This window comes from Rhodobacterales bacterium HKCCA1288 (genome assembly GCA_015693905.1).
Classification (GTDB): Bacteria; Pseudomonadota; Alphaproteobacteria; order Rhodobacterales; family Rhodobacteraceae; genus M30B80.
In genome coordinates this window covers 1,078,317-1,092,581 of sequence record CP065161.1, presented here as the reverse complement: position 1 = coordinate 1,092,581, position 14,265 = coordinate 1,078,317, and the positions used below count along the sequence as shown (strand labels likewise).

At 56.7% G+C, this 14,265-nt stretch carries 14 protein-coding genes; 3 read left to right on the top strand and 11 right to left on the bottom strand.

The features are described from left to right. Positions 1-19: 19 nt before the first annotated feature. From I3V23_05320 to I3V23_05285, 8 genes are all read right to left on the bottom strand, one after another. On the bottom strand, positions 20-862 hold the full coding sequence (locus I3V23_05320; GenBank protein QPI86701.1) for an NAD(P)-binding domain-containing protein: 843 nt from the start codon (positions 860-862) through the stop codon (positions 20-22). Then, the gene (locus I3V23_05315) at positions 863-2,233 is read right to left on the bottom strand and encodes a four-carbon acid sugar kinase family protein (protein ID QPI86385.1); all 1,371 of its coding nucleotides are present in this window, start codon (positions 2,231-2,233) and stop codon (positions 863-865) included. Continuing rightward, positions 2,230-3,477: a ribulose-bisphosphate carboxylase large subunit family protein gene (locus tag I3V23_05310; protein ID QPI86384.1), complete on the bottom strand. Its 1,248-nt coding sequence runs from the start codon at positions 3,475-3,477 to the stop codon at positions 2,230-2,232. The genes I3V23_05315 and I3V23_05310 overlap by 4 nt, the downstream gene beginning before the upstream one ends. Continuing rightward, on the bottom strand, positions 3,474-4,190 hold the full coding sequence (gene nanR / locus I3V23_05305) for a transcriptional regulator NanR (GenBank protein QPI86383.1): 717 nt from the start codon (positions 4,188-4,190) through the stop codon (positions 3,474-3,476). Before nanR ends, I3V23_05310 begins: the two co-directional genes overlap by 4 nt. A gap of 81 nt (positions 4,191-4,271) precedes the next feature. Next, positions 4,272-5,033 carry a TIM barrel protein gene (locus I3V23_05300; protein ID QPI86382.1) on the bottom strand — a complete coding sequence of 254 codons (762 nt, stop codon included), beginning with the start codon at positions 5,031-5,033 and terminating at the stop codon, positions 4,272-4,274. After that, positions 5,033-5,680 (bottom strand): aldolase, encoded by a 648-nt coding sequence (locus I3V23_05295; GenBank protein ID QPI86381.1) that lies wholly within the window; start codon positions 5,678-5,680, stop codon positions 5,033-5,035. The genes I3V23_05300 and I3V23_05295 overlap by 1 nt, the downstream gene beginning before the upstream one ends. After that, on the bottom strand, positions 5,677-6,948 hold the full coding sequence (locus tag I3V23_05290) for a four-carbon acid sugar kinase family protein (protein ID QPI86380.1): 1,272 nt from the start codon (positions 6,946-6,948) through the stop codon (positions 5,677-5,679). Before I3V23_05290 ends, I3V23_05295 begins: the two co-directional genes overlap by 4 nt. Before the next feature lie 4 nt (positions 6,949-6,952). Next, on the bottom strand, positions 6,953-7,846 hold the full coding sequence (locus I3V23_05285; protein QPI86379.1) for an NAD(P)-dependent oxidoreductase: 894 nt from the start codon (positions 7,844-7,846) through the stop codon (positions 6,953-6,955). 156 nt (positions 7,847-8,002) lie between these two features. On the opposite strand from I3V23_05285, the gene I3V23_05280 reads away from it, so the two are divergent. Both I3V23_05280 and I3V23_05275 read left to right on the top strand, forming a co-directional pair. Continuing rightward, positions 8,003-9,172, top strand: coding sequence for a pyridoxal phosphate-dependent aminotransferase (locus tag I3V23_05280; protein QPI86378.1), 1,170 nt, complete (start codon positions 8,003-8,005; stop codon positions 9,170-9,172). A 175-nt stretch (positions 9,173-9,347) separates the two neighbouring features. Then, positions 9,348-9,863 (top strand): thermonuclease family protein, encoded by a 516-nt coding sequence (locus I3V23_05275; GenBank protein ID QPI86700.1) that lies wholly within the window; start codon positions 9,348-9,350, stop codon positions 9,861-9,863. Between the two features lie 30 nt (positions 9,864-9,893). Here the strand turns inward: I3V23_05275 and I3V23_05270 are convergent, their stop codons facing one another. The 3 genes from I3V23_05270 to I3V23_05260 are packed head-to-tail and all read right to left on the bottom strand — an operon-like array spanning position 9,894 to position 12,177. After that, positions 9,894-10,070 (bottom strand): hypothetical protein, encoded by a 177-nt coding sequence (locus I3V23_05270; protein ID QPI86377.1) that lies wholly within the window; start codon positions 10,068-10,070, stop codon positions 9,894-9,896. Then, positions 10,067-11,212: a YeeE/YedE family protein gene (locus I3V23_05265; GenBank protein QPI86376.1), complete on the bottom strand. Its 1,146-nt coding sequence runs from the start codon at positions 11,210-11,212 to the stop codon at positions 10,067-10,069. Before I3V23_05265 ends, I3V23_05270 begins: the two co-directional genes overlap by 4 nt. Positions 11,213-11,223: 11 nt before the next feature. Continuing rightward, positions 11,224-12,177 carry a sulfurtransferase gene (locus tag I3V23_05260; GenBank protein QPI86375.1) on the bottom strand — a complete coding sequence of 318 codons (954 nt, stop codon included), beginning with the start codon at positions 12,175-12,177 and terminating at the stop codon, positions 11,224-11,226. 794 nt (positions 12,178-12,971) lie between these two features. Here I3V23_05260 and I3V23_05255 point away from each other — a divergent pair. Continuing rightward, positions 12,972-14,059, top strand: a protein-coding gene (locus I3V23_05255; GenBank protein ID QPI86374.1) for an IS3 family transposase whose coding sequence is annotated in 2 segments (ribosomal slippage) — positions 12,972-13,233 and positions 13,233-14,059 — 1,089 coding nt in all. Because the reading frame shifts where the segments join, the coding sequence is not laid out codon by codon here. Positions 14,060-14,265 lie beyond the last annotated feature (206 nt).

The window sequence follows — 14,265 nt, the reverse complement described above, 5'->3', positions numbered from 1 at the left end:
AAGCAGGGCGGTTGCGGGCTTAGCCCTCGCAGATTTCAGTGACGGATTTCTTGACGGCGGCCAGATCAAAGACGCGATCTAGCCAATCGGGTTGGAAGATCACAGAGTGCGCCTTATCAATTGCCATCAAGGCCCCGTCTGAAAATTTGCCCTCAGGGAAAATGCCAAAGGCAATGGCCAATTCAATTTTGAGATGGCCCAAGATGAAATCATGTGCGGCCGCCTCAGGGATGCCCATGGATACGGCGCGATCTGTTGCCTCGCGCAGCGCCAAGGCCATGGTCGCCCCGACCGTCTCAGAAAGGGCGGGTTCCAGAACAGCAATATTTTCAAGGCTGCACCGATGCGAGCGCGCAACGGGGGCATAGATCACTTTGGCGATATCTTCACATAGCGCATAATGCGGCTCTGGCCCTTGGATCAGCGCGCAAACAATGCCCTGTGGTGCTGCGATCCCACCAAAATAATCCTCCTGCGCGGCAATGCTGTCATGTGCCTCCAGGATATGGGGGTGGCAGGGATGCGTGCAGAAATAAGTGACATCTTCGCGCACGGGCATCTGACCTGCATAGGGTGCGGCAGCATCCAACACGATCACGGCCGCGCCAGATTTCAATTGATCCACAAAGCCATGCGCGATTTTGCCGATCAGGCGATCAGGCACGGCCATAACAACAACATCCGCATCGCCAAGGGCGGTTTCAGCGGCCACACAATCAAGCCCCGTTTCCGACTTAAGGCGTGCTTGGCCTGCTTCGGTCACTTCGACAGGGGCAAGATGATAGCTGCTTTGCATCAGGTTGCGCGCAATCCGCACACCCATTTTGCCGCCCGCACCAAGAAGTGCAATTTTTGTCATGATCTATCCTTTCGCTTCGGCACGCGCGCCGTTTTTGATCCAAGAGAAATAATCAGGGCTGCCCATTTGCCCGCCCTTTAGGGCCAATTCCAAACCATCAAATTCGGGGGTGTCGCTATGCCCTTTCAAAAGGGCCGCGCCTGCCGTGGTTGCGCCAATCGCGGTGAGGGCAAACAACCCGAGCGCTTGAGCGGCAAAGCCTGATGTGTCGCCGCCTGCGATGATCGCGCGCGCAACGCCCGTGCCGCGCAAAAGATCCCGCAAAAGCGCGCCGAGACTTGTGCCGATGAGTGCATTGGCCTCATGCGGTGTATGCTGAGATGCTGACAGCGCCGCGCGCATGGCCGCAACGGCCAGGTCATCTGGCCCGCGCGCGCTGCAAATCAGCGGATCGCGCCCTTGGGAGAGCGCGGCGCGTGCGGCTTCATAGCTGTTGGTCATAGCCCGCTTGGCGCTATCGCCGCCCTTGATCAGTGCGGCAGCGTCCAGTGGGATGACGACAAACCCATCTTCTTCAGCGCGGGCAATTTGCGCCGCAGTGGTGGGTGAGATAGAGCCCGAAATCGCAATCACCTGATCCACTTTGCCAAAACTTGGGGCGGGTTCGGGCGGGGGGATAAGGCCCGATTTTTGCCAATGGGCCACCAGTGCATATTCCACCCCCTGCGAGCCTATTGCCAGATGCCCATCCGCCCCTGCGGCATCCCAGATCAACGCGCCCAGTTGCGCGGCGTGATCCAAGTCGATGCAATCAAGCGTGATGATTTTCGCGGGCGCGTTGGCGCGCAAGGATGCAAGGCCTGTGGGGTTGAGATGCTCAAGCGTCAGTGTCGCAAGCGGCAGGTCGGTTTGCTTCCGCAGATGTATGGCCACATCGGCCTCTTGCATCGGGGTTACAGGGTGGGATGCCATCACAGGGTGGCGATCAAGCCGATAGATGGCGTCCCCTGCGGCGGCAAATAGCTGACCAAAGGCTTGGTAGCGCCGCAGAGGTGGTGCGGCGATCAAGCAGGAAACCCACTCGCTGCCGCGCACCGCAAGGGCCAACTCAACTGCCTTGCCAATCGAGCCTGTATGCGGCGCGCTGTCCAAGGTGGAGCAGGTTTTGTAATGCAACAGGGGCGCGCCCGTAGCGGCCAAATGTGCAAAAAGGGGTGGCAGATGTCTGGCCATCCAATCGGGTGATTGGCTGCGCGCGGTGGTGGCAACGCCGATGCCCCGCATCGCGCCAAATCGCGCCGCTTGCGCCTTTGTCGGGGGCGCAAGGAACAGCACCGTTGGCAGGCCTGCAAAACTCAACACCTCCATCGTGGCGGCGGAGCCTGTGAAATCATCGCCCAAAAACGCAATTAATGGCCCATCGGGAAGTGTCATTTCGCATAGGCCTTTAGCGCGCGGGCAAGCTCGGGATGGGATTTGGCGTAATCAGCGGCGGGGATGCCCGCCATCGCCGCGTGCCACGATTGCCGCAATGCCGCGACACCTGCACGCGGCCCGTCAGGGTGGGCCATAATCCCACCTCCTGCTGCATAAATGCAATCTGCATGGCCGAGGTGGCGATAGGTTTCAGGGGGTTGCAGCGCGGATTGGCCCGATGAAAAGACCGGCATCGGGATGCAGGGGGCATCACCAAAGAGTGGGGTGAGCAAAGATTTGGCCGAGGCGATGACGCTTGCGTCACTTTCGCTGAATTTGTTTTGGAGGCCGTTGACGTGCATATGATCTGCCCCCGCCAAGCGCCAGATTTTCGACCATGCCGCATAGTCCCATCCTAACAATTCGGCGCGGCTGAGATATCCCCATCCGTTGCGATGGGCATGGAGAGGCAGCGCGCTATGCCGTGACAGGCCCAAAAAGCCCGCTACGCCGACCGAATTGAGGCTGACCATCACGCAAGTTGCACCTTTTGAGAGGGCAAAATCATGTCGGGCGCGCATCTCATCGATTTCGCCTGTTAGGTTGAAGGCATACATGACCTTTTTACCAGTGCGGTCGGCATGGGCGTTGATGACATCCATCACCGCGCTCACCCTCTCCTCGAAGGGGCAGGCGGGGCCGTTGGCCTGCAATTCATCATCCTTGATGAAATCAATGCCCGCTTCGGCAAGTGTGCCGACCAATTTGGCAGTTTCCTGCGCGTCAAGCCCGACAGAGGGTTTAATAATCGTGCCAATCAGCGGGCCATCCGCAACCCCTGCCAATTTGCGGGTGCCGCTGATCCCAAATTTTGGGCCAGAATAGGCATCCGCAAATGCGCGCGGCAGGCGGAGATCCAGCAAACGTAGCCCTGAGAATTGCGCCAATTCGAAAAGATTGCCCGCGACCGTAGCCATGAGGTTGGGTAAATCAGGGCCGATATTATCCAAGGGCCAACTGAGTGTGACCTTGGCGCGCTGATAGCGCGTGCCCTGCTGCCCGCCTGTCAAGCTTGGGCTGTCGGTAGCATCAAGCGGGGATAGGGAAACCACTTGGGCCCCTGCGCGGGCCTGTAGTTCTGGCGTTTCGCCCGGCACTTTTACAAAGGTGCCCGCGCTTTGCTCGCCCGCCATCACGGCGGCGGCGCGGGCAGGGTCAATCGGGGTTTCGATCAGGTAATCTGCTTCAATTCTGTCGCTCATTGCGCGTGATCCTGATGATATAGGGCGTTGGCGCGCTCCAAATGCTCGCGCATGGCACGGGCGGCGGCATTGGTATCTTTGCGGGCAATTCCGTCCAAAATGGCGCGATGCTCGGTCAAGGTCAGTGGCTCTAGACCCAATTTGTGAACCTGCTCTTTATGAAAGGCGCTCATCCAAGAGAAAACGCCATAGGTCAGGGTTTCAAAGATCGGGTTGCCCGAGATGGCAGAGATGCGGCGGTGAAACTGCCCGTCTATCTGGGTAAAAAGCGGCACATTGCGCTTGGCTGCGGCTTGGGCGCGCAAAAGCTGTTCTAAATCGTTTAAGTCATCTGCGCTGCGGCGTTCTGCGGCAATGCGCACCATTTCCACTTCAAGGGCCACACGCGCCTCTTTGAGATGTTCGAGAGAGGAGTGCGAATGCGTCAAAATATGGCGCATGGAAATGCCCAATTGATCAATAACCCCATCCAAGGATGGGGTTGCCACGCGCGGCTTGCCGCCGTGGCGGATATCGATCACGCCTTTGTGCTGCAGGCTTTGCATGGCTTCGCGAATGGCAGGGCGGCCAATGCCATAGCGCGCCATCAAGGCGCGCTCGCTTGGCAAAGCATCACCTGGTTTAAGGTCATCCGCGCGGATCAGGGCCAAAAGGCGATCTTCGACTTCGTCTGACAGTTTTTTGGGCCGTATGATCTGGTCGCGGTCGGACATGGGCTGCCATGATTCTGGTATACTGGTCATACCAGTTTGGCGCAGAAAAAGACCCTCCGCAATCCCAAACACGCGCGGGGATCAGCGAAACTGTGCCATCCAGTCTAAGGTCAGGTCTGTCTCGATTTTCGGCTTATATTCTGCACCTATCGGACGGGCCCAACCAAGGCTGTCGATATGAGAGAAGATATGCTCATAATTCAGCTCACCATGATCAGGGGTGCAGCGATCAGGCACAGAGGCAAATTGAATATGCCCGATCACAGGCAACAGACGGCTGAGGCGGTTGGTCAAATCCCCCTCCATCAACTGAACATGATAGCAGTCAAACATCAGCCGCAAATTTGGGGATTTGACTTCTTCTATGATGGCGACCGCTTGTGCGGTTGTCGCAAGGAAATAGCCCTTTGCATCATAGTGATTGAGGGGCTCAATCAATATTGTGATGCCCTTTTCGGCGGCCTGTGTGGTCGCGTAGCGCAGATTGGCTACAAAGGTCTTATGGGCGCTTTCGCCACTGGCGAACCCTGCCATTACATGCACAGCGCCTGCGCCGATGATCTGGGCATAGTCGAGGGCTTGATCAATCGCGGCGCGCGCCTCTGCCTCGCGGTTGGGCAAAGCAGCCAATCCGTTTTCGCCAGCCGCAACATCGCCTCGGCTTGTGTTGAGCCCAAGCATCTCAAGACCTGTTTCATCTAAGGCGGCCTTCACATCATGCGGGTCATGGGCATAGGGCCAATGACATTCGACCGCATCAAACCCTGCCGCTTTTGCTGCGCGGATGGCATCAGGCAGGGGGCGGTCAGCCCATAGAAACCCTAAATTTGCAGAAAAACGCATCACTCCCACTCCACCTCGAATTTACGTACGACATCGCGCACCTGTGCAGGCGTCAAGGCGCGGGCATCAAAGCCACGCATCATGATCGCAAGCTTGGCTGTTTCCTCCAGCTCCTCAATTGCGTTGCAGGCGGCCTCGACATCTTTGCCTGCAACCACTGGTCCGTGATTGGCAAGCAAAACGGCGCTGCGTTTGCCCCCCAGACTGCGCAGGGCTTCGCCCATTGCGGCATCGCCTGGCATGAAGAACGGCAAAAGCTGCACCTTGCCCAGTTTCATGATTGCGTAAGGGGTTAGCGGCGGCAGCACGTTGTCTGGGTCAATTTCGGGCATCATTGACCACGCCACAGAATGGCAAGAGTGTAAATGAACCACCGCGCCTGCTGATTTTCGTGTCTCGTAAAAGGCACTGTGAAGCGGCATTTCCTTGGTTGGTTTCAGGCCCGCGATATGTTGGCCCGCTGCATCGAAGCGGGACAACTTGGCGGGATCAAGCCGCCCGAAGGAACTGCCTGTGGGCGAAACCAAAAGCCCCCCATCTTCGGTGCGGGCGGAGATATTGCCTGTTGATCCCCCCGTCAGGCCACGATCGAACATCGATTTCGCCAAGAGGCAAATCTGCTCGCGCAGTTTGGATTCAGAACTCATGCGTCCTCCAATTTTGCGAAAGCATCGCTGAAAAAGCTTTCTGCGCCAAAATTGCCTGATTTGAGGGTGAGGGCGATATCCTGCCCCTCTGATGTGCAAAAACACCATGGCACGCCTGCGGCAATTTCAGGCCCGATATCTAACCTGTCGACCCGCAGGGCCTTTGTGACCGCGCCTGAGGTTTCCCCGCCCGCGACCACAATCCGCCGTGCGCCCTGATCGCGCGCGGCAACGGCCAAATCTGCAAGTGCCGCCTCAACGATTGCGCCCGCCTCGGCCTTGCCCAATTGGTCTTGTGCGGCGCGCACCGCATCGGGTGTTGCGGTCGCATAGATGAGGGGCTGCGCTGCGAGATCTTGCGCTGCAAGCCAATCCATGGCGGGTTGCAGGCTCCTTGCCTTCAGGCTTAGGGGGTCAAGCTGGAAACTGGGCCTTCCTTGGGATTGATACCGCGCAACTTGTGCATTTGTCATGGCAGAGCAACTGCCAGATAAAACGACCCCTTCAGGCGCGATGTCGCGGGGTGTGGTTTCCTTCTCATGCGCAGCCAGTAGGCCGCGCTTGGCATAAATCTGGGGAATCGGCATCGCAATCGCAGAGCCGCCCGTCAGAAACCGCATATCGGCGCAGGCCTCGGTGATCCGCGCAAGATCGGCATTTTCCACCGCATCGACCACGATATGCGCCACGTTTTTCTCGGCCAAGTCTGCACAAGCTTTTTTAATGGCCGCGGCCCCTGCGGCAACAATCAGGCGATCAATCAGCCCAACTTTTCCACGCACCTGCGGTTGCAAAAGCCGCATCAGATTGCTGTCGCGCATGGGCGTCAGGGGGTGATCTTTCATAGGGCTTTCTGACAAGGGCAATTGGCCTACAAACAAATTGCCCATGAAAATGGCACGGCCATTTTCGGGAAAGGCGGGGCAATAGATTGTCTGCGCGACACCCAGATCGGCCATAATCGCCTCGGCCACTGGCCCGATATTGCCCTCTGGGGTCGAGTCGAAGGTTGAGCAGTATTTCCAAAAATACTGCTGTGCTCCCGCGCGCTTGAGCCATGCGAGGGCCGCGCGCGCCTCTGCAACCGCATCTGTCACGGGCTCAGTGCGGATTTTAAGGGCGATGACCTCAAAGGGGCTTGTGTCCTGTGGCGGTTCCTCAGGAACGCCAATCCGCAAGGAAACAGGGTATCCGCTGCGCGCCAAAAGCCCTGCAAGATCCGTGGCGCCAGTGAAATCATCGGCAATTGCACCAAAAAGCGTGGTCATTGTGTTATTCTCCCTTGGGTAAGGTCAGACCTGCGGCCTTGGCATAGAGTTTGGCAAGGGCTGCGTCATCCTCTGCCCCAAGACCCTGCGCTGCGGCCTCCTTGAATAACGCAAGCGCGGCCTCAGTGATCGGGGCGGAAAAGCCCGAGTTTTGCGCAATATCCATCACAATCCCCAAATCCTTGGGCCAGATATTGATGGTGCTGCGTGGGGTGTAATCACCTTCGATGATGTGGGGGGCGCGGTTTTCTAACATCCAACTGGTTCCCGCGCTTTGCGACACCACCTCTAAAAACCGCTCAGGAGAGATGCCCTGCGCCAGGGCAAAGGTAATCGCCTCGGCCATTGAGGCGATGTGAATACCTGCCAACATTTGATTTGTGGCCTTCATCGCAGAGCCTGCCCCCGCGCGGTCGCCCATTTCAAAGACCTTTGCAGAGATGGCATCGAGTGCGGGCTTTGCGGCATCAAAGGCCGCTTTGCGCCCCGAGGCCATGATCGTCAACTCACCCGAGGCGGCCTTAATCGCCCCGCCAGAAATTGGCGCGTCCAGATAAAGCAGCCCTGCGCTTTCTGCGCGCGCTTCCATTTCGGCGGCAAAAGCAGGGGGGATTGTGGCGCAAGAAAGGATCACTGTGTTTCGTTGAAGCGCCGCCGCCACGCCCTCAGGGCCGAAAAGGACGGCTTCGGTTTGCGCCGCGTTGAGCACGACCACAACTAGCGCGTCCAAAGCCTCGGCATGATCTAGGAGCGCACCTGCTTGTGCGCCATCTGCCACAAGTCGCGCGACCGCATCGGGGTTAATATCATGGCCCCAAACCTGATGACCCGCCTTGATCAGATTGCGCGCCATCCCATAGCCCATAGACCCCAATCCGATAATCCCGATCTTTTGCATGTCTCGGCCCCTTTGCCTGAGTTGTGAGATGCAACCCTTCGCGCGTCATGCTTGAGGTTGCTGCCCTCTTCACATAGCTCTATGCCTTGGGTATCACAAGTTTGGTATACCAAAAAAGAGTGGCCATTTTGGCCGCGCATCATAGAGGGAGCGCGCATGTCTGACTTGAAATTCGCCCAAAGCCTGTCTCGCTTGGGCACGGAATCTGCCTTTGTCGTTTTGGCCCGCGCGCAAGCCTTGGCCGCCGAGGGGCGCGACATCATCAATCTGGGCATCGGTCAGCCCGATTTTCGGACGCCTGAGCATATCGTTGAGGCAGGCATCAAGGCGCTGCGGGATGGTCATCATGGATATACGCCCGCCAATGGCCTGCCCGCACTGCGCGAGGCGGTGGCCGCCGATTTGCATCGCCGCCATGGGGTAGAGGTGAACCCTGATTGTGTGGTCGCCGTTCCTGGGGGCAAGCCCACGATGTTCTTTGCGGTGATGATGTTCGGCGAGCCTGGCGCAGAAATCATGTATCCCAACCCTGGGTTCCCGATCTACGAATCTGTCATCCGCTATTCAGGGGCAACCCCTGTGCCGATTGCGCTGCGCGAGGAAAACGGATTTTCCTTTTCGGCAGAGGAGGTCTTGGCACAGATCACGCCCAAGACGCGGTTGATCATCATCAACTCGCCTGCAAACCCAACGGGCGGTGTGACCCCGAAGGAAGAGATCGACAAGTTAGTCGCGGGTCTTTTGGATCATCCCCATGTGGCGCTGATGTCGGATGAGATCTATTCCAACATGCTTTATGGCGGGCGTGAGCATGTTTCGCTTCTGCAATATCCAGAAATTCGGGATCGATTGATCATGCTCGATGGGTGGTCAAAGACCTATGCGATGACAGGGTGGCGTTTGGGTTATGCCGTTTGGCCTGAGGCCTGCGTGCCGCATGTGACCCGCCTGTGCATCAATGACCATTCCTGTGTGAATGCCGCTACGCAATTTGCAGGGATTGCGGCGCTCAATGGCCCTCAAGATGCCGTGCGCGAGATGGTCGCCCAATTCGATGCGCGCAGACAAGTGATTGTTGAGGGGTTGAACAGCCTAAAAGGCGTGACCTGCACCGATGCGGCGGGTGCGTTTTATGCATTCCCAAATATCTCGGGCACAGGCATGACGGCCGTGGAGGCACAGAACCTGTTCCTGAACGAGGCGGGCGTGGCCACAGTGGCGGGCACGAGTTTTGGCGCGATGGGCGAGGGCTATGTGCGCTTTTCATACGCCAATTCCACCGAGAATATCCTCGCTGCGCTTGATCGTATTGCGAAGGTGTTGTGAGGTCTTAGCGCGCGAGGGGCACCCCTCGCGCTCGTTTTTCGTGAATTAAATAAAGTAATTTGTTCAGTGGATATTGCCGCTGATTTATCAATAATGTATGTTTTATATATTATTGATAAAGATTGCGCGAATGGAAGTATTGTTTGGGATCGGGGTGTTGGTTGCCATTTTTTTCATGGCATTCCAGCATTCAGCATCTTCATCTGGTCGTGAAAGGCGTCAACAGCCGCGCAATAAGGCTTTTAGTTCCTCATCTTCAGTCGCGCAGGTTCAGCGCCGAATAATTTGCGGAGCTGCCTATGTCACCGATGGCGATACTATTACGATCAATAAGCAGCAAATTAGGTTGTTCGGTATTGATGCGCCAGAACTTGAACACCCGTATGGAAAGCAAGCCAAATGGGCTATGGTCAAGCTTTGCAAGGGGCAAACGATCCAAGCCGAAATAATTGAAAGTGACGGTCATGGACGCAGTGTTGCACTTTGCACTTTGCCAGACGGGCGCGATTTATCTGCCGAGTTGGTGAAACAGGGGCTGGCTATTGATTGGCCGAAATTTTCTAATGGCAAATATCGCCATCTCGAAGTTGCGGGCGTGCGCCGCAAGTTATGGTTAGCGGACGCGCGTCAGCGTGGCCGCATGGATATATGGGCGAAATTTGAAGCCAATCGCCAAGGACAATCACGTTAAATCCGCGTGACGATATCCTCGCGTCACTTTTTAAGACCCGGGCGCTGCGGCGCAATGCGCGCCGCTGGCGGCTTGACCTGAACCCAGTGCCAGAATGGCAGGGGCGCGGAATGGATCAAGCGGTGCGCTGTGGCCAAGATCAAAGGCCAAAAGAGCGCCGATCATCACGAACAGCGCGATGACCCCATGTTTGCGAGACACTGTCATGTGCGGGGCTCCAGTTGTAGAAGCGGGCGCAGACGCACACCGATGATGGATCCAACAAAGGCTGCTGCAAACCAAACCCATCCATGCAGGCTGCCTGTGGAAATGCCGCTGAAAAAGGCACCCACATTACAGCCAAAGGCAAGGCGTGAGGAGTAGCCAAGCGCAAGCCCCGCAAGGATCGTAGCACCCCACGCAATCAAGGGCAGTCGCGGGATTGGTTGCGAGAGGCCCGCGCGCCACGCGGCCACGATGAATGCGCCCCCGATCAGGCCAAGATTGGTGAGCGAGGTGACATCGGTCAAAAGGCTTTGCGCGATGCGTTCAGCATGGGCGGGGCTTCCCCAAAACGGGTTGAGCGTCAGATCAACGCCTGTCGCACTGACGCCCTTAGCCACCCAAAGGCCAAGACCATAAACCACGCCCCAAGGTTGCCCTGCGACCACAAGATTGCCCAGTGCCAAGAGAGCGACCAATATTGCGGCCATTACAAGACGGCGGGGCAGGCGGCGTTGGCCTTTTTCGGCGAAAATCCACACCATGAGCGCGACAGTGCCAAGCCCTATAAGGGTAAGGCCAAGACCCGCGCCGCCCTCAAGCGCGACAAGAGGCAAAGTGCCAAGTGACGTCCACCAGTTGAGATGTGCAGCGCCCAGAAAGCTGCCAATGGCGAAGAAAGGTAACGCGACCAATGCCACGGGATTGCCGCTGCCTGCATTAACCAAGGTGCCAGAGCCACAGCCCAGAACCACTTGCATTGCGATGCCAAAGACAAAAGCACCGCCCACCATGGCAAACCCGATGGGCGCATGGGCCCCGATCAACTCGCCTGAATGGCTGGCCAATAGCGGGAAGGCCACAGCGGCCACAAGGGCGATGGCCAAGAGCTGCGCAAAGAGGCCCGATGGATCACGGCGCAGGATCATCGCGCGCCACGGCCCAGCGAAGCCAAACCGCAACCCTTCAAGCGTTGCACCAAGGCCAAGACCGATCAGCAAAAGCAGACCGAACCGCGCACCCGCAGCAGCGGCAAGGATCAAAACAAAAGAAATCGCGCCAACCAGCAAGGCAAGCCGCCCCCAACGCGCGGGGCGTTGGGGGCGGTCTAAGTGGCTGCTTTGGTCGCTTTGGGCCAGCGGCGCCATTGCGTCTCTCCTCAGAAAACCGATTTGATCTGGTTCCACAGGTTGCGGATTGGGCCAGGGACATTGGCCATCTCATAACCTGCATTCGACCATCCGACCATGGATTCGGGGTAGAGCTTCACATTCTCAATCCCTGCCAATTCCGAGAGGGCAAACCAGTTGGTTGCAGCCCAGTGGCCCGTGTTGCAGAAAGACACCAAGGTTTCTGCATCCGTGAACCCCTCGGCCTCGGCCAAAGCACGCGCGGCATCGGCGTCCACAATCGCAGGGCCATTGTCGAACCAGCTGCTATGCACAAAATATTGCGACTGCGGCAGCGTGCCTGGACGGGCAGCGGCAGGGTGGCTTTGGTCACCGTTCCAGAAGCTTTCAGGGCGCGCATCAAGCAACAAACCATTGCTGCCGCCTGCAATCACAGTCTGGATTTGCTCTGCCGTGGCTGTCCACTGATCAGAGAGGGTGACAGTGATCGTGCTTGGTGTTGGGGTGGTTGCCTCGGTCGACAGTGCAAGCCCTGCCTCCGTCCATGCGGCAACGCCGCCATTGAGGATCGACAGATTTCCAAAACCTGCGGATTTCAACGTCCAATAAACACGCGCCGCGGCACCGAAATCGGTTTCATTCGCGCCTTGATGGGCAATCACAACAGTCTGGTTCTGGCGCAAACCCAATTCACGCAGCAATGCGGTCAGCTCTTCGGCGCTGGGCAATTGGCCAGGATTTTCAGCAGGCCCACGGAACCGACCGTAGGGGGCGTTGATTGCGCCCTCGATATGGCCTGCGCTGTAGGTGTTCACATTTTCTTGGCCTTCGGCTGCAGAGGGCGCGCGAATGTCCAAGATGACGGGCGCATTCGTGCCCAAGCTGGCGTTCAATTCAGCGGGGCTGACCAAAGGGCCGAACTGCGCCGCTGCAACATTTGCCATCAGCACAAGAGCTGCGGCTGCATAAGAAAGAAGTTTCATCTCATGACCTCGTTTTTCGGGTGAGAGGGACGATTGTGGCGCTGCATGTGACGTGAGAATGCAAGACTGACAAGGGGACAGCACATCAGAAAAGAGCCGCGAAAGCGGCCAAAATTCTAAGCATGAAGGATCGGCAGAATTCCTGTCACGCAGCAGGGCTGATCGAGGAAATTTGTTGCGCAATTTTCGATTTCACGGAATATTTTCGTTCTTTTTTGCACGGATTTATGGATTGCGCGAACGATCCACCCGCTTGGGGCGATTTTTTGTATGGGGATGCCAGAACGAGGGGGGAAGTGGAGGCGAGTACCGGAATCGAACCGGTGTACACGGATTTGCAATTAAATTACTCAAAACTAAGTAATTGATTTGCAATAATAAAATTTAGAAAATATCTAGGTGTGTATCAAAATGCGTTAATCCGTGACTTTATTTTCCATCTGTTTGTGTTGTTGAACACAACGTTTCTAGAGAGCCTAATACCTTCATTATCTATATAGACGCATGAGCTTTTCGTAAATCTCAAGATAAGTTTCTCAACAGTCTGAAACTCAGCATCGCAATGATCAGAACTGCTAAAAACCCGAGTACATCCCCGATAAAGATAGCACCAGAGGCACGCATATCTGTGACATCTAAGGTGTAGTGAAGGATAGCGTTGATTAGTGCGCCAAAAGCGCCGGCGAGGATCAAGGTTTTCCAGTCCATTGAGACAGATAGGTAGGTAATCCCCCCCGAAATTAAGGGGCTGCAAAAGTAGAATTTTCTCGGCAAGATGAACGAGGAGAATTCGAATGAAGACAAGCAGATACACTGAGGCGCAGATCATCGCGATCCTGCGTCAGGCCGAAGGCGGAGTGCCGGTTTCCGAGCTGTGCCGCGAGCATAGGATGAGCGACGCGTCATTTTACAAATGGCGGGCCAAGTATGGCGGCATGGATGCGTCGATGGTCAGCCAGATGAAGGCGATGGAAGAAGAGAACCGTCGGCTTAAGCGGATGTATGCGGACCTGAGCATGCAAAACGATCTGTTGAAGGAAGCCCTCGGAAAAAAGTAGGTGGGCCATCTCAGAGGCGAGAGATGGCCGAAACGGCGGTGGAACGACGGGGTGTCAGCATTGCGCTGGCGTGCCGGGCCTTCGGGGTCAGCGAGACCTGTTATCGGTACAGCCCAAAGCTGAAGGCCGAGAACGAGGTGATCGCCGATCTGCTGACGGGGCTGACGGATGCGCGCAAGACATGGGGATTTGGCCTGTGTTTCCTGCATCTACGCAACGTGAAGGGGCATCCCTGGAACCACAAACGCGTCTATCGGATCTACTGCGAGCTGGAACTGAACCTGCGGATCAAGCCCCGAAAGCGGCTGAAACGGGAGAAGCCTGATGTTCTGGCGGTGCCAGACGCGCCCAATGTGACCTGGTCGATGGACTTCATGGCAGATCGTCTTGGCGACGGCCGTGCTTTTCGGCTGCTGAATGTGCTGGACGACTTCAACCGAGAAGGGCTGGGGATCGAGGTTGACTTCTCGTTGCCCGCCGAACGGGTCATCCGCAGCTTGGACCGCATCATCGAATGGCGCGGAAAACCTGGCACGATCAGGGTCGACAACGGCCCGGAATACATCAGCGAGAAGCTCAGAATATGGGCCGAGAAGCAGGGTATCACTATCCAGCACATCCAACCCGGACAGCCGCAGCAAAACGCTTATGTCGAACGCTACAACCGGACAGTCCGGCATGAGTGGTTGGATCAATACATCATCGAAAGCATCGAGGAGGCACAGGATCAGGCCACACAATGGCTCTGGACTTATAACAACGACCGCCCGAACATGGGCATCGGCGGCATCACACCCGCTATGAAACTGAAAATGGCCGCGTAAGTTCTACGGATGCACCCCGTTAAAAATGGGGAGATTACCTAATATCTTTGAGTGTTGCTCAGGTGATACGTGTCACACTGATCATAATCTTTCTGTCGGCTACAAACGAGCATAGCATACTATGAAGCGACTTATTGCGGCTATCGTAACGATTGGTGTCATCGTCGTGATAGTCAAAAATCTGCATGACGATGGCACTATACTTC